Raw genomic sequence first — 26378 nt, forward strand, 5'->3', positions numbered from 1 at the left:
CCGAGATGCAAAACACGCACAAGTCTCAAAGTGGAAGCCATTGGCTTTGCACTAAAAATCAGTCGGAGCGCCCCCTTCGGCTTTACGACGCTCGACAAAGTCTGCAAGTTCTTCACGAATGCCCTCATCTATTTCCGGGGGCCCAAAACTGGTAATGATTTCCTTGAACATGTGATGGGCCCGTTCGGCGGTCCAGATTCCGCCCGCAACGTCCCAGCCTTCATAATTCTTCCAGTCACTCAGAAACGGTTGGTAGAACGCTGTGGTATAGCGATCCTGAGTGTGCTGAATGCCAAAGAAATGACCGTCATTCCCGACCGCACGGATCGCGTCCAAAGCAATCTCATCCGGTCCCGTCGCCGTGATCTCGGGCTGCATATAGCGTTGGATTTGCTGTAAAATTTCGCAATCCATGATAAACTTTTCGGGGCTGGCGATCAGCCCCCCTTCCAGCCACCCGGCCGCGTGATAAACCATATTCGTCCCCGACTGCACAGCCGCCCAAAGCGAGTTCGAGGTTTCCCAAACCGACTGACCGTCGGGTACGTTGGCCGCGCAGACCCCAGATGACCGCATGGGTAGGCCATAAAACCGCGCCATTTGCCCGGTCATCTGCGTCGAACGCATGTACTCGGGCGTTCCAAACGCGGGCGCACCGGATTTCATGTCTACATTCGATGTGAACGTTCCGATCACGCAGGGTATGCCCGGCCGGACGTACTGGAACAGAGCAATCGCACACAGAGCCTCGGCCAGCGATTGCGCCACCGCACCCGCCATTGTTACCGGGGCCATCGCTCCGGCCAGCGTGAAGGGAGTTACAACAATCGCTTGCCCACGTCGCGCCAGCCTCAAACACCCGTCGATCATCGGGTGGTCATGTTTTAGCGGCGAGGTCGAGTTGATGTTGGTGTACATCCGGGGTTCTGCCTCGAATTCTTCGTGGCTGTGCCCACCAGCGATCCGCACCATTTCCATGACGTCTTCGACACGTTCCTTACCCAGCGAATACGCGTGCATCGCTTTGTCAGTGAGGGTCAACTTGTCATAGAGTACATCTAGATGCCGGACACTTGCGTGGATATCAACGGGCTCGACCGGGTATCCGCCTGCGAAATGAATACAGTTGAAATACTGAGTCAGTTTCAGCAGATTACGGCACATTTCACGGTTCCCCGGAACCTTGGTACCGATCTCCATATCCCAATAATTCGGAGGCGATGACACATTACCAAACAACAGGTTGCGACCACCGATTTCGATCCGGCGATCCGGATTGCGCGGCGTGATCGTGAAAGATGATGGTGCCTTGCCCACCATCTCCATAACAAAACCCCGCCCCATACGGACGTTATCCCCTTCGATGGTGCAACCGGCCTTACGCAGGATATCGATAGCTTCTTCATTGTAGAATTCGACACCGATCTCTTCGAGAATGCGCATTGCGCCCTCGTGGATCGCTTGAATTCCCGCCTCGTCCAGAGGCTCGGTCGGCTTGTCGATATTGATCGGTGGGCTCCACGGCATCTGGTCAATAACCGCGCTGCCCCTGCGTTCGGCTGCTCCTGCCCGCCCGCCACTGCGACGTTTGCGTGTTTTCGCCTCTGCCATTGAATCCTCCGCGAGCTTGTCTTTTGTCAAGCAAGCCTCGAAGCAAGGCATGTGGCCGCTCTGTCTGCGACACCTCTTGTCGGTTTTGAGGTCCGATGCGCCGATTCTGGAGCTTAGGCGATCAGTTTCGTGTCAACCATTCCGGTATGTGGCCGATATTTGGTAAGACGACATCCGCCATTGGCTGCAGAACTTCAGCCGGAGCCAAGCCCGTCAGCACACCGATCGTCGTCATACCCGCTGCCCGGCCCGCCTGAAGATCATGGAGGCTGTCACCAACCATAGCGACGCGTTCAGGCGGAAGATTCACATGCGCGGCAAAGGCCAGCAACTGGCCCGGACCCGGCTTGAACCCATGGCCGCTGTCATAACCAGCAACAAAATCGAAATGATCCCGAATACCGGCTGATGCCAAATGCTCCAGCGCTGGCGCTTCGCCGTCATTTGTTGCAACACCCAGCTTAAGTCCCGCCTCCCGCAACCCGTCAAGAAATGGGGTCAACGGCACAGCTTGCGCCTGTGGGGCCGAGGCGGATTCTGCGTTCAACAGGTCGATCAGGGCGTCTCCTGGCATCTCCGCCAAGTGTGGTGCCAACGTCTCGGCCACTTCTTCGACTGTTCCCGCAATCACGATGCTGTCTTCCGAGTATGTGACTCGATCCAGATCGAAGCCAATCACACGACCCAGCACCCTTGCCCTGTCATGATCCCCATCGGTCAGGCGCAGCAACATATTGCGCCCGAAAGCACCCCAGGTATCGGCAAAGTCGAAAAGAGTTCCGTCCTTGTCGAACAGAAGCGCGTCTATCGGCATCTCAAGCTCCAGAAGTGTTTTCATCAAGTCCAATGCATGTCTGCCGCCCCGGACAAAACCGCACGCGCCTGTCCGGGAAGATCATAAGGCACAGAATTGGCGTCACAGAATTCCACAACCCACGAATCGTCAAGCATGAGGAATTCAAGAATCGAGCCAAGGAACTCCGGCTCTGCAGCTCTATCACGCAGATCCTGAGCTGAAGCGCCAGTTGACCCAAGAAAAACAGGCAACAATTCCTCATTTCCCGCAAGCCAAGCCAGAACATTCAGCGCCAGCGTTTCGGCAGATTGAGCAGAGATTGGCATAAAGAGACCCCGGAATTGATCTTGGAAAGGGTTTGTTAACCAGACTCATAAACACTTTGACAACGCATGCAATCAACGGTGACAGATATGTCCGTGCAGGGAACTATCCTTGTCCTCGACGGGACCTCGACCAATCGCATCATGCTGAAGGTTCAGTTGACCGCAGCATGGTACCACGTCGTGCAAGGTGAAAAACTGGAAGGGCTGGCTGGGCTTTTACGGCGAACACGGCCTGATCTGGTTCTCACGGCCCAGACTCTGCCGGATGGAACAGCAACTGATGTCAAACAGCTTCTCGCGGCTGATCCGGACTTAGCCGATGTCCCTGTTGTTGCGATAGCGGCGCAAAACGACAAAGCCGCCCGGCTTAAAGCCCTTTCGGAGGGGCTGGACGACGTGCTGGTGCATCCTTTTAAGGATTCGCTTTTGCTGGCGCAGGTCCGCAGCCTGTTGCGCGCTCGTGCTGAAACACAGGATCTGAAGCTAACTACAAACGTTCAACCATTGGGTTTCGCCGAGCCCGCAGTAAGTCTGATCGCGCCACCCAAACCTTCGCGCGTGGCCGTTTTGGCCAGAACCGCGCGATCGGGTGCCGCGTGGCGAAATTTGCTTGCGGATCAGACAAGACATAACGTCTCTGCGCACACTTCTTCGAACCTGCAGGGCGTTTTATCAGGGCCGGTCCCAGACGCAATTGTAATAGAAGTCGGCACAACACTGGCGGGGCTCAATGTTCTGGCGGATCTGAAGTCCCGAGCGGCCACACGTCGCACAGTATTGATCGCGGTACTTGACCGCAATAACGCGACGCTCGCCGCCGAAGCACTCGACCGGGGGGCTGACGCGGTTTGCATGGGAGGCTTCTGTGTTGAGGAGGTTAGGCAGCGACTGACCAACAGGCTTGCCCGCAAAACCCAGATGGATCAGATGCGCGCATCGCTTCACAGGGGAATTGCGGAATCTTGGATTGATCCTCTGACCGGTCTGCACAACCGCCGATACGCCATGCGGGCTATGGATCAGATCGCGCGCAAGTCGTTACAGCTAGGTCAGGGTTTTGCCGTTATGCTGGCTGATCTAGACCATTTCAAATCCATTAATGACCAGTATGGCCACGCTGGCGGGGATATCGTTCTGACCGAGGCGGGAACCCGGATGGAACGTGCAATCGGATCCGATGGTTTTGTCGCGCGGATTGGTGGCGAAGAATTCATGATCGGGCTACCTCATGCCACTGAAACGAGGGCGGTCAATGTTGCGCGATCACTGTGTAATTGCATCAGACAAAAACCGTTCTCGCTACCGGACAATACAGAACCCGTTCCAGTCACTATCAGTATCGGTCTAATCACAACCCAGCCCACTCCATTTCAAACTGAGCCACTAGATGACCTGATCAAGTCCGCCGATACGGCGCTTTATGCTGCCAAAAAGGCAGGGCGCAACCAAGTCAGGGTCAGGCAATGCGCGGCCTGAGGCACTAATTCTTCCTCTTCTTGCCATGAGGACCATGACGCACAACCTCGTCAAGGCGGTCGGCGTAAAGCGCGCGTTCCGCGTCAGTCATGTCGGTGACCTGCTCTAGCCATTGACCTTGCAAGTTTGACTGCAACTCCGCCAAAGACTGTGACTGCTGCAACAAGATATCTTGCACCGTCTCGGGGTCAAAAGGGACTTCCCTCAAAGCAGCACTGAGGATCTCGAAATTCCGGACCCGATCCTTCGATCCGGCTTTATGGCGCGCTGAAAGTTGCCCACGCAGTGCCTTTCGGTCCTCTTTCGGCAAGGCCCGGTACAGCGCCGATCCAAATCCCGGAGGCGCCTTGGCATGATCTCCGCCCTTGACCCGCAGCACAGTTCCTACGGCGACACCAACCACGAGAAGGTTGAACCCCAAAGATACGGCCAACAAAACCTTCACCCATCTGCGTTTTGGTTTAGGATTGTCGCTCATTCCGCGCCCTCCAGAAATGAAGTGTCCAAATCGGCCAGAGCAAGCCCGGCTTCTTGCTGGTAGATATAGGTCGCAGGGTCCGGCAAAAAGTCGGGCGCAGCAAAGCCGATCCAAACGCCGGCCGCGCTGGCCGCCACCAAACCACCAAAGCTGTGCCAGCCGCCGATACCATCTAACACCCTAGCCCAATAAGAACGTCGGGGCCTGTAAGCAGCTTTGATCTGATTTAGACGTACCTGCTCTGCATCTGTCAGGATACGAACCGTCAGATCATCAGAAAGCAAAGGCCGGTTCTCACGGGCCGTCGCAAACATCTCGTCCAGATTTTTTTCATCTTCGGTCATCGTCATACCCCAATTCCTCGCGACGCCCTGCCAGAATCCCGGCCAAGGCCCGCTTGCCACGTGCGGTCAGGCTTTCAACCGCTTCTACCGAAATCCCCATGACACCGGCGATCTCGGGGTTTGGCAGCTCTTCTATGTGCCGCAAAATAACTGCCTGACGTTGCCGTTCGGGCAGCTGCTCCAGTGCCAGCTGAAGCGCATCCTTGCGGGCTTCGTCCTGCATACGGTCCGCTACACTCGGACTGCCATCTTCTGGCTCGGGCACGTCAGCAAGCCGGTCAGGTTTGTTCTTGCGCAAGTGATCAACGCACAGGTTCATCGTCACGCGATACAACCACGTCGACACTTTCGCCTGCCCCGAAACCCAATCCGGCGCAACTTTCCACAGACGCATCATTGCATCTTGGGTAACATCTTCGGCCTCGGCCCGATTGCCCAGCATGCGCATGGCGACCGACAAACACCGCGGCCCCAAACGGTCCGTCAAAATACGAGCAGCGGCGGCATCACCCTGTGCGAAAAGGCCCAGCAACGTATCGTCGCTGGGCATATCCGCAGCACGCGACTGACTGCGGATGGAAGTGGATGAGGACGTCAGAGCCTCCATCCTGCATCAGCTGTCGTCAGTGTCCGACTTTGCCCGCTTTTTGTTATGCCGGCCCATCTTGTCCTTCGCATCGGCAAATTCCTGTTCCGAGATCGACCCATCACTATCCGCGTCTATACGATCAAACATCTTGTCAGCGCGGCGCGGTTTCGGCAACTCGTCCTGGCTCAGAGAACCGTCCTGATTGGCGTCATGCTTCTCGAACATCTTGGTCACACGGTCATTGACCCTTTTCTGGCCAGCGGCCTGCATCTCTTCAATGGTCAACTGCCCATCTCCGTTCGTATCCGCATCAGTAAAGCGTTTGCTGCGATGGGCCAGCATTTCTTCTTTCGTCACCTGGCCATCGCTGTTGGCATCCAGTTCCTGGAAAGTCACAGGTTCGCGATCACGCGGCCCTGCGGCCAGTACAGAGGTGCCGGTGACGGCCACAGCCGCGATCAGGACTACCGGGATGAATTTGGCGCTTTTCATATCGTTTTCCTTTGTTTTCGCGGCCCTTTTGCCGCTGCTTACATGGGTTCAAACGATGCGGCGCCCGGGTTCCGTCGCGAAACTTTTAAAATTCCCAGAAAAAAACAGCGATGCAAAGCGACGCACCCCCCTTTTAAGTTGCACAAAAGATGCGCAATATCCGCTTTATTCAAACCCGCGAGTATCGAAATGACAGATCAAACGATAAACACTCTGCCCGAAGCGGAACGTGCCACCAAGCCAGCGTTGCTCAAAGGTTTTCGCGGTCGTTGCCCAAAATGCGGCGAAGGCAAACTGTTGAAAGGGTATCTGACGGTAAACGACAGCTGCTCGAATTGCGGGCAAGAACTGTTTCATCATCGCGCCGATGACGGGCCAGCATACCTGACAATCCTACTTGTGGGTCACCTTCTGGCCCCCGCCCTGCACGTAACGTATGTCGAATTCCGCCCAGAACCGCTGACCATGTTTCTGATCTTCGCAATCGGGTGCACCGCGTTGTCCTTGTTCCTTTTACCTCGCTTAAAAGGGGCCGTTGTGGCCTATCAGTGGGCACGTCGGATGCACGGGTTCGAGAACGCGTAATGCTTGTTTCCAACGAATTGACCCGCATATGATTCAGGACAAGACCGCAATCCGCAACGCGGCCACGGTTATTGTTCTGCGCGACCGCAAGACCGCCCCGTCGATCCTGATGGGTCAACGGGGGGCCAAGGCCGCTTTTATGCCCAACAAATTTGTCTTTCCCGGCGGAGCTGTTGACCCCGAGGATGCCGACATACCGCTGGCAAGCGAGTTGCCACCTGTGTGTTTTGATCGGCTAGGTGAACGCTCGGAACTTGGGTTGCAAGGTGCCCTTGCGGCGGCGGCAATTCGCGAGCTTTGGGAAGAAACAGGTCTGGTCTTGGGCCAGCCGGGTAATTGGCCTGAACCCGCGCCATCGGATTGGCGCGGATTTGCCGAGCTGGGGTTTCGACCTTCGGCTGAGGCTTTGCAGTTCGTCTTTCGCGCGGTGACCCCACCCGGTCGCCCGCGCAGGTTTGATGCCCGTTTCTTTCTTGTTGATGCGTCGGCGATATGCGGGGACTTGGACGATTTCAGCCGCGCCTCGGATGAGTTGTCGCATCTGCAATGGATCCCACTCGACCGCGCGCGCGAGTTCGACCTTCCCTTTATCACCGAAGTCGTCCTGGCTGAAATCGCGGCACGGGTTTTGGATCCGGCGCCGCCCAGCTCGGTCCCCTTCCTGTTGAATCAGGAAGAGGAAAGTCTGTTCTTGAAACTCAAAGGCTATCCGATACCTCTGACCGACTGAGGTCGGGCTTATTTCATCCGGCTGATAACAGTCGTGACTTCGGGTTTTTTACCAATCTCAGCTTTTGCGGTCTGACGCACGATGCGGCGCATGGCTTCTTCCAGCTTGTCATCATCACGCAGAGTCTTGGTATCCGCGCGCATCAGGAATTGGTTCAGATCTTCTTCCAGAACTTCAACCAACCCGGCACGAGACGATCCCATTTCGGGCAAGCCCATCGTGTCGCACCACGGCTCGCCCAGCGGCTCGTCTTCTTCGTCCAGAATAACCGTTACCGTCACGTGGCCATTCAGCGCCATGCGGATACGGTCACGAACAACACCGTCCAGCGCGCCGACCTTGACAGTGCCGTCCAGATAAGTCCGACCCGTCTCGACATAGTCCACCACTTTCGGTGCGTCGCCGGTCAGATCCAACATCGTGCCATTAACAGCCAGAATTCCGGTGCGCCCTCCAGCCTCGGCCAGCTTAGCATGCTCGCGCAGGTGGCGATGCTCACCATGCATTGGGATCACGATCTGCGGGTTGATCAGTGCATGTACCCTCTCAAGATCGGGACGGTTGGCATGACCCGACACGTGATACAGACCCGAGCTGTCATCGACAACATCCACACCTTTTTCGCTAAGCTGGTTGATGATGAAGATCACGCCCCGCTCGTTGCCCGGAATGGTTTTCGACGAAAACAGGAACAGATCGCCCTCTTTCAGTTCCAGACCGCGATACTTGCCACGTGCAAGCTGCGCGCTGGCGGCACGGCGTTCGCCTTGGCTGCCAGTCACGATCAACATCAGGTTTTGGCGTGGAACGTCCACCGCCTCTTCTGCACTGATGACTTTGGGGAAATCCGACAGGATACCCGTTTCGGTCGCAGCCTCAATCATGCGGCGCATCGCGCGGCCCAGCAACACGACCGAGCGTCCGGCCCGCTGCCCAGCCTCAGCCAAGGTTTTCACCCGCGCAACGTTGGACGCGAAGGTGGTTGCAACAACCATCCCCTCGGCGCTTTCAACCAGCTTGGTGATCTCGGGGCCAACCTCGGATTCCGATCGTCCGTCATGGGGCGAGAATACATTGGTGCTGTCACAAACCAGCGCCTTGACGCCCGGTTTGGCAATCTCGGCCCACAACTCGGCGTCGAAAGGCTCGCCCACCACCGGGTTGGTGTCCAGCTTGAAGTCACCCGAATGTACAATCCGTCCCGCTGGCGTATCTATTACCAACGCCGCACTTTCCGGGATCGAATGCGAGACCGGCAGGAAACCTACCGAGAACGGCCCCACCTGAACCTGCTCGGGCCAGGGCGAAACCGTTTCAACCGCATCTTCGGGATGGCCTTGCTCTTCCATTTTCCGGCGTGCAATATTAGCGGTGAAAGCGCGCGCATAAACCGGGGCGCCCAAAACCTCGTAGCAATGGGCCACAGCACCGACGTGATCCTCATGCGCGTGGGTCACAAAAACCGCTTCCAGCCGGTCGGCCCGCTCTTGCAGCCAAGAGATATCGGCATGGATTAGATCGACACCCGGCGTCGTATCCATATCCGGAAAGGTCACGCCAAGATCGACGAGGATCAACCTTTCCTGCCCGTGCTTTCCATAGCCGTAGACATAGGCGTTCATGCCGATTTCACCTGCACCGCCCAGCGGCAGATAGATCAGTCGTTCACTGCTCATGTTGAGCCATTTTCCTTGTTATAGCGATGGATCACGGTCAGTCCGTGCATCGTCAGATCATCTTCGATCGCGTCAAACCCTACATCCGCCTGATCAAAAAGCGGGGCAAGCCCCCCGGTTCCGACAACCTTCATCGGATGGCCGTACTCGGCCTTGATCCGCGCAATCAGTCCCTCGATCAAGCCGGAATACCCCCAGTACACGCCGGATTGAATGCAGCCAACTGTATTCGTACCAATGACTTTGTCGGGGCGCGTGATATCAATATGCGGTAGAGCCGCAGCACCTTGGTGAAGCGCCTCAAGGCTGAGGTTCACACCCGGCGCAATAATACCCCCAACGTAGGCACCATCCGAGGCCACAACATCGAAATTGGTGGCAGTCCCGAAGTCGACCACCACAACGTCTCCGCCATGCCTGTCGAAGGCCCCAACCGCATTGGCCAGCCTGTCCGGTCCAGGAATAGTGCCCTCATCAATGCGCGGGGCCACCGGCAAAAGGCATTCAGGTTTGCCAACGACCAACGGGCGGCAACCAAAGAACCGGTCCGCGAAAATACGAAGGTTGAACACCACGCGCGGCACGGTCGAGGCGATCACCACATCGGTGATGTCCGCCTCGATCCCGTAGTGTTTCACTAATGTCGAATACCATGTGAAATAGGCATCTGCCGTGCGGGAATGATGGGTCGAGGTTCGCAACGTGCACAGAAACTGCTTACCATCCCAGATCGAAAAAACAGTGTTTGTGTTGCCGCAATCAATAGCCAAAAGCATTTGCGTTCCTCTCAGAAATACACGTCGGCGGCTGGGATCGCGACCCGGCCTTTGGCGGTGTTTAGAACAAGGTTACCGCTGGCGTCCACCGTTTCAAAAGTGCCCATCGTTTCGGACGTCGCTGTTTTGGCTGTAATCACTTCGCCCAAACGCGCGGCCCGATCCAACCATGCCGTACGGATCGGCTCGAACCCATAGGTCACGAACTGCGTCTCATAGCGAGCAAACGCGGCGGCCAACTCTGTTAGGAAATCCTCGGGCATGACGTCTGCGCCGGTCTCGGACAAAAGCGAAACGGGTCGGACCGCACCCTCCTCCAGCGCGTCGGTTGGTGGGGACTGAGACAGATTGACCCCGATCCCAATCGCCAAGTGAGACAGGTCGCGCCCTTGGCCCGTACTCTCCAGCAATATCCCCGCAAGTTTTCCGCCGTTCAGCAGCACATCATTTGGCCATTTCAAAGACAGCCCATCGGACCGCCCCGAGGCAGCAACACAGGCATCAAACAGAGCGAGGGCTGCAACAAAGCTCCGCAACGCTGCTTGTTCGGGATTACCACTTGGTCGCATCAATAAAGTGGCAGCCAGGTTTCCAACGGGATTGGCCCATGCACGTCCCCGACGTCCACGCGCCGCAGTTTGGTTATAGGCCATGATCCACACTGGCCCCGCCGCCGTTGGTGCGATGCGCGAAGCTTCGTTCAACGTACTGTCAACCGTTTGCAACACATGCAAACCGTAACCTTGTGGCCAATCCGTCATGGTAAAAAGGCCCGGTCCAACGACCGAGCCCCTCTGATTTGTGTGATTTCAGGGTTAATTGACAAGCGTCGCCGCCGCAGCAGCTGCCGCGCCTTCAACACCAAATTGGTAGAAAATTCCCACCAGCATCAAAGCAGCCGACCCCATCAGGGCGACCCACAGAACAGGCGTCGAGCGCGTTTCAATCGGGTCTTCGTTTTCTTCGCCGAAATACATGTAGAACACGATCCGCAGGTAATAGAACGCACCGATGACCGATGCGATGGCCGACACGATCACCAGACCCGTCAGGCCCGCGCTGACACCGGCCTGCCAAACGCCGAACTTGGCGAAGAAACCCAGCATCGGCGGTACGCCCGCAAGGCTGAACATCAGAATCAGAACCGCAAGCGCCTTGCCCGGGTCACGTTTGGAATACTGCCGCAGCGCGTCAATATCCGTGACGGGCTTACCGTCCCGCTCCATCATCAGGATGAACGCAAAGGTGCCGATATTCATGGTCACATAGATCGCCAGATACATCAGCATCGCCTTGACGCCCATTTCCGTACCCGCCGCCAGACCGATCAGCGCATAGCCCATATGCGCAATCGACGAAAACGCCATCAGTCGCTTGATGTCACGCTGCCCGATCGCAGCCACTGCACCCAACAGCATCGACAAGACCGAGAGCAGAACGATCACCTGCTGCCAGTCCTTGATCACGCCGCCGAACGCGTCATGCAGCAGCCGCGCAAATAGCGCCATCGCCGCCACTTTCGGCGCGGTAGCGAAGAAAGCGGTGATTGGTGTCGGTGAGCCTTCGTATACGTCCGGCGTCCACATGTGGAACGGCACGGCTGACACTTTGAAGGCCAGCCCCGAGATCAGGAAGATCAGGCCAAACAGCAGTCCGACCGAGACGTCTCCGTGATGGACCGTCTGGATGATGCCCGAGAACAGCGTGGTGCCCGTGAAGCCATATACAAGCGACGCACCGTACAGCAACAAGCCCGAGCTTAGCGCGCCCAGAACGAAATACTTCAGACCAGCCTCGGTGGATTTTGCACTGTCGCGGCGCAGAGCGGCCACGACGTACAGCGCCAGCGATTGCAGCTCCAACCCCATATACAGGGACATCAGATCACCGGCGCTGACCATCATCATCATACCCACGGCGGCAAGTGCCACCAGCAAGGGGTATTCGAACCGCAACAGCCCGCGACGCGACATGTAATCCTGGCTCATCAACAGAACGGCTGCCGCAGATAGCAGGATCGCTACCTTGGCAAAGCGCGAGAACCCGTCATCGACGAACATGCCATTGAAGGCCACGTTGGTGCCGTCGCCATTGGTGGCGATCCAAATCGCCAGCAGCGCCATCAGGCCCGAGGTCGCCCAGACCAGAACCGGGGCCAGCCCGTCTTTTGTGGTGTAGACAGCCCCGATCAGCGCCGCCATCGCATATACGGCCAGAACGATCTCTGGCAGGATGATTGTCAGATCAGCTTGGATCATCTCCGAAGCTCCCTTAATGCGAAGCGGCTGTCTGGATCACGGCCTCAGCCGCGGCCAGAGCCGTGTCATAGTTCGAAATCAGTGCGGCGGTCGAGTCGCCGATCACATCGGTTACCAGCGACGGATAGACACCCAGCAGGATGGTCATCACGATCAGCGGTGCAAAGATCAGCCGCTCGCGCGAGCTCATGTCCGTCATCGCCTTGAGGCTTTCCTTGATCAGATCGCCAAAGACCACTCGACGGTATAGCCACAGCGCATACCCGGCCGAGAAGATCACCCCGGTCGCAGCCACCGCCGTTACCCATGTGTTGACCTGGAAGGCTCCCATCAAGGTCAGGAATTCGCCGATAAAGCCCGAGGTGCCAGGCAGACCGACATTCGCCATGGTGAACAGCATGAAGACCAGCGCATAAGCGGGCATCCGGATCACCAAGCCGCCATATGCGTCAATGTCACGGGTGTGCATCCGGTCATAGATCACGCCGACACACAGGAACAACGCCGCCGAGATGAACCCGTGGCTGATCATCTGGAAGATCGCGCCATCAATCCCCTGCTGGTTCGCCGCAAAAATCCCCATGGTCACAAAACCCATATGCGCGACCGAAGAATAGGCGATCAGCTTTTTCATATCCTCCTGCACCAGCGCCACCAGCGAGGTGTAGACAACCGCAATCGCCGACATCCACAGCACCAGATCGGTCATCACCGCCGAGCCCACTGGGAACATCGGCAAGCTGAACCGTAGGAAGCCATAGCCGCCCATCTTCAGCAGAATCGCCGCCAGAACGACCGAGCCCGCCGTCGGGGCCTGCACGTGCGCGTCTGGCAACCAGGTATGCACCGGCCACATTGGCATTTTCACCGCGAAAGATGCAAAGAACGCCAGGAACATCAGCGTCTGCATTCCGCCGACAATATAGACACCCATCACGCTGAAGCTTTCAGACGAGAACTGATGGCTCATCAGTGCTTCGATATCCGTGGTGCCTGCATCCGCGTACATGGCAACCATCGCCACCAGCATCAGCACCGAGCCGAGGAAGGTATAGAGGAAGAATTTGAAGCTGGCATAGATGCGGTTCGCCCCGCCCCAGATGCCGATGATCAGGAACATCGGGATCAGACCAGCCTCGAAGAACAGGTAGAACAGCACCAGATCCAGTGCCATGAACACGCCCAGCATCAGCGTTTCCAGCAGCAGGAAGGCGATCATGTATTCCTTGACCCGGTCGGTCACATTCCAGCTGGCCAGAATGGTCAGCGGCATGATGAAAGTGGTCAGCAGCACGAACAACACGCTGATGCCGTCCACGCCCATCTTGTATTTCAGGCCCAGCAGCCACTCACCCTCTTCCACCATCTGAAATCCGGTGTTCGAGGGGTCAAAGCCTGTATAGATGCCAATCGAGACAAGGAACGTCACCGTGGTCGCCACCAGCGCGACCCATTTCGCGTTGCGCTGCGCGGCGTCGTCATCTCCGTGCAGGAACAGGGCCAGAATGGCCGCTGCCACTGCGGGGATGAAAGTAACGATCGAGAGGATATTATCCATTAGTGTGCGCCTCCGCCGATCGACATCCAGGTGACAAGGGCTGCAATCCCCAAGACCATCCAGAAGGCATAAGTAAAGATGTAGCCCGTCTGCGCCTTGCCTGCGAGGCGGGTTAAGAAGGGAACAACGCCCATGGCGATCCCGTTCAGGAAGCCGTCAATGGTGTTGCCATCGCCGCGTTTCCACAGGAACCGTCCAAGCGCAACGGTGGGTTTGACGAAGATCACATTGTAGATTTCGTCAAAGTACCACTTGTTCAGCAGGAACAGGTACAGCGGCCGCTGGTTCGCTGCCAGACGTCCTGGCAGAGACGGGTTCACGATGTAGAACCAATAGGCCATCGCAAAGCCCAGCAGCATCGCAACAAAGGGTGAAAACTTGACCCACTTAGGCGCCGCATGCGCATCGTCCAGCACATGGTTGTCCGGCGCCATATACAGCGCGCCCTCGCCCGGCTCACCTGCGAAAACATAGTGATGATCGCCATGAGCATCCTTTTCACCATGACCGTCATCCGCGTGGTCATCGCCGTGGCTTTCATCTGCGTGGCTATCATCGCCATGCGCGTCGGCTTTGCCGTGATCACCGGCCTCGGCATGTTCCGACGCCTCAGCCACCGGGATGCCATAGAACTTGCCGACCTTGTCCGCGTGGCCGAAGAAATTGCCGTACCAAATCATGCCCGCAAAGACCGCGCCCAGCGAGAGAACGCCCAGCGGCACCAGCATGACCATCGGGCTTTCATGCGCATGGTCATGCGTATGTTTGTCGCCGCGCGGCGTGCCGTAGAAGGTCAGGAAGATCAGACGCCAGCTGTAGAAGGACGTAAACGCCGCCGCTACGACCAACAGCCAGAAGCCATAGGAAGACCCACCGGCATAGGCGCTCTCGATGATCGCATCCTTCGACAGGAAGCCAGCGAAACCGAAGGTCGTCAGCGGAATGCCCACACCTGTGATGGCCAGTGTGCCAATCATCATCGCCCAAAACGTATAGGGGATCTTTTTGCGCAGCCCGCCATATTCAGTCATCTCTTGTTCGTGGTGCATGGCGTGGATCACGGACCCCGCGCCAAGGAACAACAGCGCCTTGAAGAACGCGTGTGTGAACAGGTGGAACATCGCCGCCGAATACATGCCGACACCTGCGGCCACAAACATGTAGCCCAGCTGCGAACAGGTCGAATAGGCGATGACGCGCTTGATGTCGGTCTGAACCAGACCCACGGTCGCCGCAAAAAACGCGGTCGAAGCTCCCAGCACGGTGATGAATCCGGTCGCACCCGGCGCGAACTCCATGAGCGGCGACATACGGCATACAAGGAACACACCCGCCGTCACCATGGTCGCGGCGTGGATCAGGGCCGACACAGGCGTCGGGCCTTCCATCGCGTCGGGCAACCATGTGTGCAGGATCAACTGCGCCGATTTCCCCATCGCGCCGATAAACAGCAGCACGCAGATGACCTCAACAGCGGTCCATTCGCCCCACAGGAAGTGCAGCTTCTCTTCGGCCAAGGCGGGCGCCGAGGCGAAAATGTCCGAGAAGTTGATGCTGTCGGTCAGCAAGAACAGCGCGAAAATCCCCAGCGCAAAGCCAAAGTCGCCGACACGGTTCACGATAAACGCTTTCATCGCCGCCGCATTGGCCGATGGTTTGCGATAATAAAACCCGATCAGCAAGTAGGATGCTACGCCCACGCCTTCCCAGCCAAAGAACATCTGCACCAGATTGTCCGCCGTCACCAGCATCAGCATCGCGAAGGTAAAGAAGGACAGATAGGCGAAGAAACGCGGCTTATAGCTCTCGCCCTCGCGCCATTGCGGGTCGTGATCCATGTAGCCGAAGGAATAGAGGTGCACGAGCGCCGAAACCGTCGTCACCACGATCAGCATGATCGCGGTCAGACGGTCCAAACGGATGGCCCAGCTTGTCGACAACGATCCGCTCTCGATCCAGCGCATAATCTCGATCTGTTGCGTCACCCCGTCGAAGGCAAAGAACACGATCCACGACAGCAGACAGGCCAGAAACAGCAGGCCCGTTGCGGTCCACATGGCGGCTTTCTCACCAATGAACCGCCAGCCGAAACCGCAGATCAACGCGCCCACCAGCGGGGCAAAGAGGATGGTGGTTTCCATAGTTCTCTTAGCCCTTCATCATATTGACGTCTTCAACCGAGATGGTGCCACGGTTGCGGAAGAAGCAGACCAGAATGGCCAGACCAATCGCCGCCTCGGCGGCCGCAACTGTCAGGACAAACAGCGTAAACACCTGTCCGACCAGATCGCCCAGGAAACTGGAAAACGCCACGAGGTTGATATTCACCGCCAAAAGCATCAACTCGATGCTCATCAGCAGGATGATGACGTTCTTGCGGTTCAGGAAGAGACCGAAGATGCCGATGACGAACAGCGTCGCCGCCACAGTCAGGTAATGTTCAAGTCCGATCATTTTCTTTCGGTCCCATTCGTTTCCTGTTTTTCGCGGCCCTATACCCGATCCAACCAAGTACAACAGGCACCGCAATTAGTATTTTTAGCAGCCGGTACTCCATTGGAAGTACCAGCGGCAATGTCACAACCCCTGCCCCGGTTTCACGTCCTTCAGCTCCATCGCCTTGGCCGGGTCGCGCATCATTTGGCCGATGATGTCCTGACGTTTGATGTCCTGACGGTGGCGAAGGGTCAGTACGATGGCGCCAATCATAGCCACCAGCAGGATCAGACCCGCCAGTTGGAACAGAAGGAAGTATTGGTCGTAAAGGATGACACCCAGCGCCTCGGTGTTGTGGCGGTCGGTCGGAACCGGTTGGGCCAGATTGGCCTCAACGCCTTGCGCGCTGTCCCATGCACCGAACGCCATGACGAACTGCATCAGGATGACCAGACCGATCAGCAATGCCAGCGGCATATAACGCGCCATCTCGGCCTTAAGCTCGGCAAAGTCGACGTCCAGCATCATCACCACGAACAGGAACAACACCGCGACCGCGCCCACATAGACGATGATCAGCAGCATCGCCACGAACTCAGCCCCCAGCAGCACGAACAGCCCCGCCGAGGACAGGAAGGACAGTATCAGCCAAAGCACTGAGTGCACCGGCTGGCGGCTGATCACCGTGAACAGGCCGCCGGTGATGGCGCTAATGGCAAACAGATAAAAGGCAAAGACGGTCATTGATCCTCATCCTTGTTGTCGTCCATGACCTCTTGCGCCAGATCCAGCGCACGGGTCATGGCCGGGATGCCAGCAAACACCGACATCTGACCGATCGTTTCCACGATCTCTTGTTTTCTGGCCCCGGCTTCCAGAGCGTGACGCACGGTTTGACGCACCGCGGTATCGGCCTGCGCGCCCTGACAGGTCAGCCCGGCCAGCGTCAGCAACAGGCGGGTTTTGGCGTCCAGTCCGTCCTTGTTGACGGTGTTGCCGAACATCATCTCCATGATCTCTTTTGGCATGGTCGGCCAAAGCGCCTCGAACCCTTTGGGCGAGAAGTTCTCCATCGCCGGGTTCATCGCCTTGGCCATGTCCTGAGCCTGACGCATCATCAGCTCGAACGGATTTGTCGGCGTGTCATTCATCGGTACGGCGCATCCATTTCCAGATTGCGGGCGATCTCGGCTTCCCAGCGTTCACCGTTGTCGAGCAGTTTTTCCTTGTCGTAGAACAGCTCTTCGCGGGTTTCCGTGGCGAATTCGAAATTCGGACCTTCGACGATGGCATCGACCGGGCAGGCCTCCTGGCAGAAGCCGCAATAGATACACTTGGTCATGTCGATATCATACCGCGTGGTGCGGCGGCTGCCGTCTTCGCGCGGTTCGGCGTCGATGGTGATGGCCTGGGCCGGGCAGATCGCCTCGCACAGTTTACAGGCGATGCAGCGTTCCTCGCCGTTTGGATAACGGCGCAGGGCGTGTTCGCCACGAAAACGAGGGGACAGCGGTCCCTTTTCATGCGGGTAATTCACGGTGGCCTTCGGGGCAAAGAAGTACTTCAGACCCAGTTTCATCCCGACCCAGAAGTCCTGCAGCAGAAAGTACTTAGCGGCGCGGGTATAGTCGATTTGGGTCATATCAGCCTCCTACGCTCCAACGGGCGAACGCACCCCAGAACCAGTCGAATTTCGCCGCAAAGGCCACGAAAACCACCCATACCAGCGAGAATGGCAGGAACACCTTCCACCCCAGACGCATCAGCTGGTCGTAGCGGTAGCGGGGCGTGATCGCCTTGACCATCGCGAAGAGGAAGAAGAAGAACGCCATCTTGGCGACCATCCACAAAACGCCATCCGGCAGGCCGGGGATTGGCGACAGCCAGCCACCAAAGAACAGCAGAGAGATCAACGCGCACATCAGGAAGATGGCGATGTATTCCCCTGCCATGAACAGCAGGAAGGGCGTGGCCGAGTACTCGACCTGATAGCCTGCGACCAGTTCCGATTCCGCCTCGGGCAGGTCAAAGGGTGGTCGGTTGGTTTCGGCCAACGCCGAGATGAAGAACAGGAACACCATCGGGAAATGCGGCAGCCAGTACCAGCTAAAGAAGCCAAACCGACCGTCCTGTGCCTCGACGATGTTTCCAAAATTCATCGACCCGGTCGAGATGATCACGCCGATGATGATCAGGCCCAACGAGACCTCGTACGAAATCATCTGCGCGGCAGACCGCAGTGACCCAAGGAATGGGTACTTTGAGTTCGACGCCCAACCGCCCATAATCACGCCATAAACTTCCAACGACGATACAGCAAAGACATAAAGGATCGCCACGTTCAGGTCGGACAGAACCCAGCCATCGTTGAACGGGATCACCGCCCAGGCGATCATCGCAAGCACGAAGGATGTCAGCGGCGCCAGCATAAAGACCGTGCGGTCGGCACCTGCCGGAATGACAACCTCTTTCACCACGTATTTCAGCGCATCCGCCACCGATTGCAGCAAGCCATAGACACCCACCACGTTGGGCCCCCGGCGCATCTGGACCGCCGCCCAAATCTTGCGGTCGCCATAGACGAGGAACAACAGAGAGATCATCACAAAGGCAACGACTGCAAGCACTTGCGCCAGAATGATGATGGCTATTCCGCCTGGGGTGTTAAAGAATTCAGCCATTGGTCCTCACACCGTGGGTATTCCGTTTTACGCGCGCGATACGAAGGCCAGATGCCTGCGCATTTAGCGGCTGGGTCGGCGCGTTGGTGTAAACAGCATCTGTCGCCATTGCGCCACCCTTAATCTTGAGTTTCACACACAAATCAGGCGCGGCGTACTGCCACCCGGCAGTCGCCTTACCTTGCGATATGAAACAGTTCTGGTTCATTCCGCTGCAATCTTCTCGGCTTTAAGAGCCAGCGCCTGCGCCGAGAGCTCGGCCATCAACTGCGACGCCCGGGCAATCGGGTTGGTCAGATAGAAATCCTTGACGGCATAGCGGAAGGTTGCCTTGCCTAGTGGACCTGCATCCAACACCTGAGCTTCGTTCTCGATCACCTCATCAACGCGAGCCAGATGTGGAACCGCCTCGATCAGAGTGGTGCGCAATTGCGCCAGCGAGTCGAAAGGCAATGTGGCACCCAGCTCGGCCGAGAGCGCACGCAGGATCGCCCAGTTTTCCTTGGCCTCACCGGGCGCAAAGCCAGCACGCATGGCCAGTTGCGGGCGACCTTCGGTGTTGACGAACAGGCCGTTTTCCTCGGTGTAGGCCGCGCCAGGCAGGATCACGTCGGCACGGTGTGCACCCCGATCTCCGTGGCTGCCCTGATAGATGACAAAGGCACCCTCACCAATCTCGACCTCATCCGCGCCCAGATTGTAGATCACGTCTGCAGCGCTGACTGCGTCCATGCCGCTGTCGTTCGTCGCGTCCACGTCCATTGCGCCGACACGCGATGCTGCGGTGTGCAGAACGATCAGGCCGCTTTCGGTGTTGGCGGCAATGGCTTGCGCTGCGGCCAGAACGGCGGCCCCGTCAGCCTCTTGCAGCGCACCCTGACCAACGATCACCAGTGACGGCTTGCCCTTGATCTCATCATCACCGCCCATATCCACGGCAGCCTGCAGGGCGGCGCGGTCGTCACCCATATGATGGTAGGGATACGTCAGTTCCGCAGCGGGCCCGACCAGGGCCACTTCGGCCCCATGCGCCCACGCTTTGCGAATACGCGCGTTCAGAACCGGCGCTTCGTCGCGCGGGTTGGTGCCGATCAGCAAAATGCGTTCCGCCGAGTCGATATCTTCGATCGCGGCGGTGCCGGCATAAGCCCCACGATTGCCCGCAGGCAACTTAGCACCGTCGGTACGGCATTCGACAACACCGCCCTGCCCCTCGATCATCTGTTTCAGGGCAAACGCAGCCTCAACCGGGGCCAGATCTCCCACGATACCGGCGGGTTTCTCGGCTCCTTTCAGCGCTTCGGCAGCTTTGGTCAAAGCCTCGGGCCAGGTCGCCGGGCGCAATTTGCCATTCTCGCGCACGTAAGGCTTGTCAAGACGCTGGCGACGCAGCCCATCCCAGACAAACCGCGTCTTGTCGCTGATCCATTCCTCGTTCACGCCATCATGGTTGCGCGGAAGGAACCGCATCACTTCGCGTCCCTTGGTGTCTACGCGAATGTTCGAGCCCAGAGCATCCATGACATCGACGCTTTCGGTCTTGGTCAATTCCCACGGACGGGCGGTAAAGGCGTAAGGCTTCGAGGTCAGCGCCCCAACCGGGCACAAATCGATGATGTTCCCCTGCAGATTCGATTGCAGAGTCTCGTTTAGATACGAGGTGATCTCGGCATCTTCACCGCGCCCGGTCTGGCCCATCTGGGTGATCCCGGCGACCTCGGTAGTGAAGCGCACACAGCGCGTGCAGCTGATGCAGCGCGTCATCGCGGTGCCGACCAATGGCCCCAAATCCAGATCATCAACCGCGCGTTTGGCTTCCTTGAAGCGCGAGCCCGAAACACCGTAGGCCATCGCCTGATCCTGCAGATCACATTCGCCACCCTGATCGCAGATGGGGCAATCCAGCGGGTGATTGATCAGCAGGAACTCCATCACCCCTTCGCGGGCCTTCTTAACCATGGGCGAGTTCGTCTTGACCACCGGCGCCTGACCTTCCGGCCCAGGACGCAGGTCGCGCACCTGCATCGCGCAGGACGCCGCCGGTTTCGGCGGTCCCCCGACGACTTCGACCAGACACATCCGGCAGTTTCCGGCAATAGAAAGACGCTCGTGGTAGCAGAAACGCGGGACCTCGACCCCGGCCTCTTCACAAGCTTGGATCAGGGTCATCGAGCCATCAACTTCGATTTCCTGCCCATCGATATTCACTTTGCGGAGGTCAGACATGGCTTTCAGTTCGCCCTCAAATACACGCCAATGGCGCTGTTTCTATCGATTTCCTTCTTGCCCAACGAGCAAAAGGAAGTGGGGTTGTCGTAAGATACGCCATTGGCGGCCAGATACGCTTCGCCTTTGGCGCGCATACGGTCCTTTTCGGCGTCCGAGTCCACATAGGCCCGGATTTCCGTGTCCGAATACCCCAGTTTATTCGCTTTGGACCTAAGGTCCCACATCACACCAATCGCCTTCAGACGGCGCCCGCTGATCGACGGGCAGAGTTCCGAAATCTCGTTTGCGATCGCGATGTAATAGAGTTCGTCGTCAATCTCTTTGACTTCGCGCAAAGGCGGTTTCGCCTCAGCCAGGGCAGGAATGCCCAATACTGCGAAAACCGTCAGAGCTTTTAGTACTTGCATGACATATCCTTTCGTCTTGGTTCCACCAAGACGACCTGCGGGCTGGACGTTATGCAATAACGCCTGCCGCAACCCAGCATGATATGTCTGCATCTGCATCATGGACGGCGACACCGCCCTGCAAAGGTCAATTTATCGTCTACCACGCGCAACTTTTCAGGCTCGGTGTCCGGACCAACAGCCCAGTCGATGCGAGATGACCCAAAACTGGTGATACAGAACTTTGTTCCTTCAAAGCGCCCTGCCTCACGGGCCCCGTCCAAGGAAGCAGAGACGCCGTTGACCACCACTGTGAATTCTGTAGGTGACCTTTTCTTGTCGACCGGCTTCACCTTGGTGCGGAAATACTGGCCATCAAACCTAACCTGATCCGAAGATGGGGTTATCAGTCCACAGGCCGAGACCGCAAATAACGCGCCAAGGGCGACCGACCGGACTACGCCTGCCCCAAAGGTCTTGTTCCGAAGCATCCGACTTGCAACCATCAGAATGCCGCCACCAGTGCAATGATGCCCATTACGACCATGCAAGCCCAGCCAATCACGTAGAGAACGGACCTTAAGCCACTGTTTGGGCGACCAAGTCCACGAATATGGACAAACAGCATTACCAGCCGCGCAACCAAGGCAAGCGAAGCCAGCAGGTTTACCCAGAATGGATTGGCACCCATCAGAATAGCGGCAAACGTTACGGCGACATAGGCTGGCAGTGTTTCGGTCCCATTCAGATAGGCACGGTTCAGACGATACGCCTTATCCGAGTAGTCCTGTTCAGGCGTTGCACCGGGCGCAAGTCCTTTGCCCTGCTTTGCCAGGGCTGTGAACGGAGCCATAAACAGCACGACTAGGGTGAAAATCACCACCGATGCAACAGCATGACCGTATTCTGCAAAGGTCTCCATCAAAAGTTACTCCGCCGCCATCGCGCCGGTGCGACCGGATTTCTGCGCCTTTATGCGATCCTCGATCTCTTCGCGGAAGTTGCGGATCAGGCCTTGAATCGGCCAAGCGGCCGCGTCGCCCAAGGCGCAGATTGTGTGACCTTCGACCTGTTTGGTCACATCGAACAGCATGTCGATCTCTTCCAGCTCGGCCTCGCCGCGCACCAGACGGTCCATGACGCGCATCATCCAGCCAGTACCTTCGCGGCAAGGCGTACACTGGCCACAGCTTTCGTGCTTGTAGAACTTCGACAGCCGCCAAATCGCCTTGATGATATCAGTGGACTTGTCCATCACGATCACCGCAGCCGTCCCAAGCCCCGAGCCCAGATCGTTGCGCAGGTAATCAAAATCCATGATTGCGTCGCGCATATTCTCGCCGCGCACACACGGAACTGACGAGCCGCCCGGAATCACCGCCAGCAAATTGTCCCAGCCGCCGCGAATACCGCCGCAATGGGTCTCGATCAGCTCTTCGAACGAGATCGACATCGCCTCTTCGACGACGCAGGGGTTGTTCACATGGCCCGAGATCGCAAACAGCTTGGTGCCTGCATTGTTCTGGCGACCAAAGCCCGCAAACCAATCTGCGCCCCGGCGCAGGATCGTCGGCACAACGGCGATCGATTCCACATTATTCACGGTCGTCGGGCAGCCATAGAGGCCAGCGCCCGCCGGGAACGGAGGCTTCATCCGGGGCATGCCCTTCTTGCCCTCAAGGCTCTCGATCAGGGCGGTTTCCTCGCCGCAGATATAGGCCCCGGCACCGTGATGCAGGAACAGGTCGAAATCCCAGCCCGAGCCTGCCGCGTTCTTGCCCAACAGGCCCGCATCATATGCTTCGTCAATCGCTGCCTGCAGGGCCTCACGCTCACGAATGTATTCGCCGCGCAGATAGATGTAGCAAGTATGCGCATTCATCGCGAAAGACGCGATCAGGCAACCCTCGATCAGCGTGTGCGGATCATGGCGCATGATCTCTCGGTCTTTGCAAGTACCGGGTTCGGATTCGTCGGCGTTCACAACCAGGTAAGCCGGGCGACCGTCGCTTTCCTTGGGCATGAACGACCATTTCAAACCGGTCGGAAAGCCCGCCCCGCCGCGACCTCGCAGGCCCGAGTCCTTCATCGTCTGGATGATCCAGTCGCGGCCCTTTTCGATCAGGCCAGCCGTGCCGTCCCAATGCCCGCGCGCCTGTGCGCCCCGCAATGTGCGCTCATGCATCCCGTAGATGTTGGTAAAGATCCGGTCCTGATCCTTCAGCATCGCGTGTTACCTTCAGCTGTCCTGACGCATACGCCAGAGTTGAAATATGTTGACGCCCGCATAGATGAAACCCGCCAGTGCGGCGAAATCAAACAGCAGCGCATACCGAGCGGTCAAACCCAGCGCGGGACCGATGAAAAGGTTCATGGCAAGCCAAATCACCATCGTCACCGCAATGACAATGCCGATATGTCGGCCCTTTCGGGCTATGGCCAGTTCCTTGTCCTTATCCATCTTACCCTGATGCCCGACTGGGCACCGTCATTTAGTCTTCGTATGTGCCATCTTCCTTGGCACGTTTGGCAAATTCTGTCTCTTGGCCCGAGGCCAGACTTTTCGCCTGTTCAATCCAGCCGTCGCGTTCGATCCGGCCTTTGAACTTCAGCCGAGCATCGACCCAGGCCACATGTTCGGGTGTCCAGCCTGCGATCTGGTCGTAGTGATAGAAGCCCAGCCCGTTCAGCGTTTCTTCTAACTTCGGTCCGACCCCTTTGAGCAGCTTGAGGTCATCTGCCTTGCCACCGCGCGGGTCGGTCAATGTCTCGGGTTGTTCCTCGCCAACTGTCTCTGCCTTGGCCTTCGCCTCTTCAGCCTGCTTCACGGCAGGTTTCGGCGTCGCACGCTCCTTCGGAGGTTTCGGGGCCGTTTTGGTTGCCGCCGCCTTGCCATCCTTACCCAGCCAAGGGGTCAGGATGGGCACTTCGGTTCCGTCGATGCGTTTGACAGTGTCCCCCAGATCAGAAGCCAGTTCGACACTCGCATTGTATTTAGGCTTGCCCGCCTCATACTCGGTCAAGCTGCTTAAACCGCTCAACGGTTCCGCCGCATAACGCCCGTTCTGCGGGCCCGGAGTCGGAACCTTGCCCGCCACCAGATCATCGATGATCTTGCCAAAGTTCTCGGCGGTCAGGTCTTCATAATAGTCCTTGCCGATCTGCGCCATCGGCGCGTTGGTGCAAGAGCCGAGGCATTCCACCTCTTCCCAACTCAGCTTACCATCTGCGGACAAAACGTGCGGCTTGGCGGCGATCTTGTCCTTGCAGACAGCGATCAAGTCCTCGGCCCCGCAGATCATGCAAGAGGTTGTGCCGCATACCTGAATATGTGCCACCGATCCAACAGGTTGCAGCTGAAACATGAAGTAGAACGAGGCGACCTCAAGAACGCGAATATACGCCATGCCCAGCATGTCGGCGACGGATTCGATCGCCGGACGGGACAGCCACCCCTCCTGCTCTTGCGCGCGCCATAGCAACGGGATAACCGCGCTGGCCTGACGACCTTCGGGGTATTTGGTGATCTGTGCTTCGGCCCATTGCTGGTTGGCAGCCGTGAAGGCGAAAGCATCGGGTTGTTCGGGGTGAAGACGGCGGAGCATTAGCGGTCAATCTCTCCAAATACGACATCCATGGTGCCGATGATGGCGGCGACGTCGGCCAGTTGGTGTCCTCCGGCGACGTGATCCATGGCTTGCAGGTGCAGGAAGCCCGGCGCGCGCAGTTTGGCGCGGTAGGGTTTGTTGGTGCCGTCGGCGACCAGATAGACGCCGAACTCACCCTTGGGGGCTTCGACGGCGGCGTAAACCTCGCCCGCAGGGACGTGGAAGCCTTCGGTATACAGTTTGAAGTGATGGATCAGGCTTTCCATCGAGGTCTTCATGTCCGAGCGTTTCGGCGGGGTGATCTTGCCGCGCGCCAAAACGTCACCCGGGCATTCGCGGATTTTGGCGATGGCTTGGCGGATGATCAGCAGTGACTGACGCATCTCTTCCATTCGCACCAGATAGCGGTCATAGCAGTCGCCGTTCTTGCCGACGGGGATCTGAAAATCGAACTCGTCATAGCATTCATAGGGCTGCGCGCGGCGCAAATCCCAGGCCAGACCCGATCCGCGCACCATCACGCCCGAGAAGCCGTATTTCTGAATGTCATCCTCAGTCACAACGCCAATATCGGCGTTGCGCTGTTTAAAGATGCGGTTTTCGGTCAACAGGCCGTCGATGTCGTCCAGAACGGCGGGGAATTCGTGACTCCACGCCTCGATATCATCCAGCAGTTCGGGCGGCAGGTCCTGATGGACACCTCCGGGGCGGAAATAGGCCGCGTGCAGGCGGGCTCCGCAAGCACGCTCATAAAACACCATCAGCTTTTCGCGTTCCTCAAAACCCCAGAGCGGCGGCGTCAGTGCGCCCACGTCCATCGCCTGCGTGGTCACGTTCAGCAAGTGGTTCAGGATGCGCCCGATCTCGGAATACAGAACCCGGATCAGCGAGCCACGGCGCGGCACCTCAACCCCGGTCAGTTTTTCAATGGCCAGACACCAGGCATGTTCCTGGTTCATAGGTGCCACGTAATCCAGACGGTCGAAATACGGCAGGTTCTGCAGATACGTCCGGCTTTCCATCAGCTTCTCAGTACCACGGTGCAGCAGACCGATATGCGGGTCGCAACGCTCGACAATCTCGCCGTCAAGCTCAAGAACCAGACGCAAAACTCCGTGCGCCGCAGGATGTTGCGGGCCGAAGTTAATGTTAAAGTTGCGGATCTTCTGTTCTCCGCTCAGCGCGTCTGTGCTGCCGTCATCGTATCTTGAGCCGTCCATCAACGCCCTCGTTTCTTCTTTGCTTCGGCCCGAACCCGGACCTTTTCGGCCTCAGCCGCCTTGGCTGCGGCCCCTGCAAGCAAGACGCCCAAAGCGCCCAAAATGATCAGTTCGCCCATCATG

30 protein-coding genes are annotated in these 26378 nt (G+C 57.7%); 3 read left to right on the top strand and 27 right to left on the bottom strand.

The features are described from left to right. Positions 1-51: 51 nt before the first annotated feature. The 3 genes from AC2FNR_RS07255 to AC2FNR_RS07265 all read right to left on the bottom strand — a co-directional run bounded on the left by AC2FNR_RS07255 (position 52) and on the right by AC2FNR_RS07265 (position 2733). On the bottom strand, positions 52-1611 hold the full coding sequence (locus tag AC2FNR_RS07255) for a trimethylamine methyltransferase family protein (RefSeq protein ID WP_496848535.1): 1560 nt from the start codon (positions 1609-1611) through the stop codon (positions 52-54). A gap of 121 nt (positions 1612-1732) precedes the next feature. Then, positions 1733-2425: an HAD family hydrolase gene (locus AC2FNR_RS07260; RefSeq protein WP_496848569.1), complete on the bottom strand. Its 693-nt coding sequence runs from the start codon at positions 2423-2425 to the stop codon at positions 1733-1735. Between the two features lie 23 nt (positions 2426-2448). Beyond that, a complete protein-coding gene (locus tag AC2FNR_RS07265) occupies positions 2449-2733 on the bottom strand; it encodes a DUF3572 domain-containing protein (RefSeq protein WP_480869291.1) in 285 nt (94 codons plus the stop codon). Between the two features lie 87 nt (positions 2734-2820). Here AC2FNR_RS07265 and AC2FNR_RS07270 point away from each other — a divergent pair, with 87 nt between their 5' ends. Next, positions 2821-4209, top strand: a complete 1389-nt coding sequence (locus AC2FNR_RS07270; protein WP_170752254.1) for a diguanylate cyclase — start codon at positions 2821-2823, stop codon at positions 4207-4209. A 4-nt stretch (positions 4210-4213) separates the two neighbouring features. On the opposite strand, the gene AC2FNR_RS07275 is transcribed toward AC2FNR_RS07270, so the two are convergent. The 4 genes from AC2FNR_RS07275 to AC2FNR_RS07290 are packed head-to-tail and all read right to left on the bottom strand — an operon-like array spanning position 4214 to position 6112. Continuing rightward, positions 4214-4687: a periplasmic heavy metal sensor gene (locus tag AC2FNR_RS07275; RefSeq protein WP_496848536.1), complete on the bottom strand. Its 474-nt coding sequence runs from the start codon at positions 4685-4687 to the stop codon at positions 4214-4216. After that, positions 4684-5037: a hypothetical protein gene (locus AC2FNR_RS07280; RefSeq protein ID WP_496848537.1), complete on the bottom strand. Its 354-nt coding sequence runs from the start codon at positions 5035-5037 to the stop codon at positions 4684-4686. The genes AC2FNR_RS07275 and AC2FNR_RS07280 overlap by 4 nt, the downstream gene beginning before the upstream one ends. Continuing rightward, a complete protein-coding gene (locus tag AC2FNR_RS07285; protein WP_170752127.1) occupies positions 5018-5638 on the bottom strand; it encodes an RNA polymerase sigma factor in 621 nt (206 codons plus the stop codon). Before AC2FNR_RS07285 ends, AC2FNR_RS07280 begins: the two co-directional genes overlap by 20 nt. A 6-nt stretch (positions 5639-5644) precedes the next feature. Beyond that, entirely contained in the window at positions 5645-6112 is a 468-nt protein-coding gene (locus tag AC2FNR_RS07290) for an EF-hand domain-containing protein (RefSeq protein ID WP_496848538.1), read from the bottom strand. 189 nt (positions 6113-6301) lie between these two features. Between AC2FNR_RS07290 and AC2FNR_RS07295 the strand changes: the two genes are divergently transcribed. Continuing rightward, positions 6302-6697, top strand: coding sequence for a DUF983 domain-containing protein (locus AC2FNR_RS07295; RefSeq protein ID WP_170352630.1), 396 nt, complete (start codon positions 6302-6304; stop codon positions 6695-6697). A gap of 28 nt (positions 6698-6725) precedes the next feature. After that, a complete protein-coding gene (locus AC2FNR_RS07300) occupies positions 6726-7427 on the top strand; it encodes an NUDIX hydrolase (protein ID WP_170752132.1) in 702 nt (233 codons plus the stop codon). A gap of 8 nt (positions 7428-7435) precedes the next feature. On the opposite strand, the gene AC2FNR_RS07305 is transcribed toward AC2FNR_RS07300, so the two are convergent. The 20 genes from AC2FNR_RS07305 to AC2FNR_RS07400 form a co-directional block, all read right to left on the bottom strand. After that, positions 7436-9103: a ribonuclease J gene (locus AC2FNR_RS07305; RefSeq protein WP_496848539.1), complete on the bottom strand. Its 1668-nt coding sequence runs from the start codon at positions 9101-9103 to the stop codon at positions 7436-7438. Continuing rightward, positions 9100-9879 (bottom strand): type III pantothenate kinase, encoded by a 780-nt coding sequence (locus tag AC2FNR_RS07310; protein WP_170352627.1) that lies wholly within the window; start codon positions 9877-9879, stop codon positions 9100-9102. Before AC2FNR_RS07310 ends, AC2FNR_RS07305 begins: the two co-directional genes overlap by 4 nt. Positions 9880-9890: 11 nt before the next feature. Further along, positions 9891-10640, bottom strand: a complete 750-nt coding sequence (locus AC2FNR_RS07315) for a biotin--[acetyl-CoA-carboxylase] ligase (protein WP_496848540.1) — start codon at positions 10638-10640, stop codon at positions 9891-9893. Positions 10641-10694: 54 nt separating this feature from the next. Then, complete coding sequence (gene nuoN / locus AC2FNR_RS07320) at positions 10695-12137, bottom strand: NADH-quinone oxidoreductase subunit NuoN (RefSeq protein WP_480869305.1); 1443 nt, start codon at positions 12135-12137, stop codon at positions 10695-10697. Between the two features lie 13 nt (positions 12138-12150). Next, a complete protein-coding gene (locus AC2FNR_RS07325; RefSeq protein ID WP_170352624.1) occupies positions 12151-13695 on the bottom strand; it encodes an NADH-quinone oxidoreductase subunit M in 1545 nt (514 codons plus the stop codon). Continuing rightward, the gene (gene nuoL / locus AC2FNR_RS07330; RefSeq protein ID WP_496848541.1) at positions 13695-15836 is read right to left on the bottom strand and encodes an NADH-quinone oxidoreductase subunit L; all 2142 of its coding nucleotides are present in this window, start codon (positions 15834-15836) and stop codon (positions 13695-13697) included. Before nuoL ends, AC2FNR_RS07325 begins: the two co-directional genes overlap by 1 nt. 7 nt (positions 15837-15843) lie before the next feature. Then, a complete protein-coding gene (nuoK, locus tag AC2FNR_RS07335; protein ID WP_496848542.1) occupies positions 15844-16149 on the bottom strand; it encodes an NADH-quinone oxidoreductase subunit NuoK in 306 nt (101 codons plus the stop codon). Between the two features lie 123 nt (positions 16150-16272). Beyond that, positions 16273-16875: an NADH-quinone oxidoreductase subunit J gene (locus AC2FNR_RS07340; RefSeq protein WP_170752153.1), complete on the bottom strand. Its 603-nt coding sequence runs from the start codon at positions 16873-16875 to the stop codon at positions 16273-16275. Then, on the bottom strand, positions 16872-17282 hold the full coding sequence (locus AC2FNR_RS07345) for a carboxymuconolactone decarboxylase family protein (protein ID WP_170752155.1): 411 nt from the start codon (positions 17280-17282) through the stop codon (positions 16872-16874). Before AC2FNR_RS07345 ends, AC2FNR_RS07340 begins: the two co-directional genes overlap by 4 nt. Continuing rightward, positions 17279-17773, bottom strand: coding sequence for an NADH-quinone oxidoreductase subunit NuoI (nuoI, locus tag AC2FNR_RS07350; RefSeq protein ID WP_039524264.1), 495 nt, complete (start codon positions 17771-17773; stop codon positions 17279-17281). Before nuoI ends, AC2FNR_RS07345 begins: the two co-directional genes overlap by 4 nt. A 1-nt stretch (position 17774) precedes the next feature. Next, positions 17775-18812 (bottom strand): NADH-quinone oxidoreductase subunit NuoH, encoded by a 1038-nt coding sequence (gene nuoH, locus AC2FNR_RS07355; protein ID WP_170352620.1) that lies wholly within the window; start codon positions 18810-18812, stop codon positions 17775-17777. Positions 18813-19016: 204 nt separating this feature from the next. After that, entirely contained in the window at positions 19017-21038 is a 2022-nt protein-coding gene (gene nuoG / locus AC2FNR_RS07360; RefSeq protein WP_496848543.1) for an NADH-quinone oxidoreductase subunit NuoG, read from the bottom strand. Between the two features lie 5 nt (positions 21039-21043). Beyond that, a complete protein-coding gene (locus AC2FNR_RS07365; RefSeq protein WP_496848544.1) occupies positions 21044-21448 on the bottom strand; it encodes a DUF5333 domain-containing protein in 405 nt (134 codons plus the stop codon). A 98-nt stretch (positions 21449-21546) separates the two neighbouring features. Further along, entirely contained in the window at positions 21547-21933 is a 387-nt protein-coding gene (locus AC2FNR_RS07370; protein ID WP_496848545.1) for a hypothetical protein, read from the bottom strand. Continuing rightward, positions 21933-22349, bottom strand: coding sequence for an MAPEG family protein (locus AC2FNR_RS07375; RefSeq protein ID WP_496848546.1), 417 nt, complete (start codon positions 22347-22349; stop codon positions 21933-21935). The genes AC2FNR_RS07370 and AC2FNR_RS07375 overlap by 1 nt, the downstream gene beginning before the upstream one ends. Positions 22350-22355: 6 nt before the next feature. Next, the gene (gene nuoF / locus AC2FNR_RS07380; RefSeq protein ID WP_170352617.1) at positions 22356-23654 is read right to left on the bottom strand and encodes an NADH-quinone oxidoreductase subunit NuoF; all 1299 of its coding nucleotides are present in this window, start codon (positions 23652-23654) and stop codon (positions 22356-22358) included. 12 nt (positions 23655-23666) lie between these two features. After that, on the bottom strand, positions 23667-23888 hold the full coding sequence (locus AC2FNR_RS07385) for a DUF5337 domain-containing protein (protein WP_170752163.1): 222 nt from the start codon (positions 23886-23888) through the stop codon (positions 23667-23669). A gap of 31 nt (positions 23889-23919) precedes the next feature. Beyond that, positions 23920-25032: an NADH-quinone oxidoreductase subunit NuoE gene (gene nuoE / locus AC2FNR_RS07390; protein ID WP_496848547.1), complete on the bottom strand. Its 1113-nt coding sequence runs from the start codon at positions 25030-25032 to the stop codon at positions 23920-23922. Then, positions 25032-26255: an NADH-quinone oxidoreductase subunit D gene (locus tag AC2FNR_RS07395; protein ID WP_170752168.1), complete on the bottom strand. Its 1224-nt coding sequence runs from the start codon at positions 26253-26255 to the stop codon at positions 25032-25034. Before AC2FNR_RS07395 ends, nuoE begins: the two co-directional genes overlap by 1 nt. Then, complete coding sequence (locus AC2FNR_RS07400; protein ID WP_257599041.1) at positions 26255-26377, bottom strand: hypothetical protein; 123 nt, start codon at positions 26375-26377, stop codon at positions 26255-26257. The genes AC2FNR_RS07395 and AC2FNR_RS07400 overlap by 1 nt, the downstream gene beginning before the upstream one ends. Between the last annotated feature and the right edge of the window lies 1 nt (position 26378).

The organism is Ruegeria sp. SATB045, assembly GCF_059613525.1.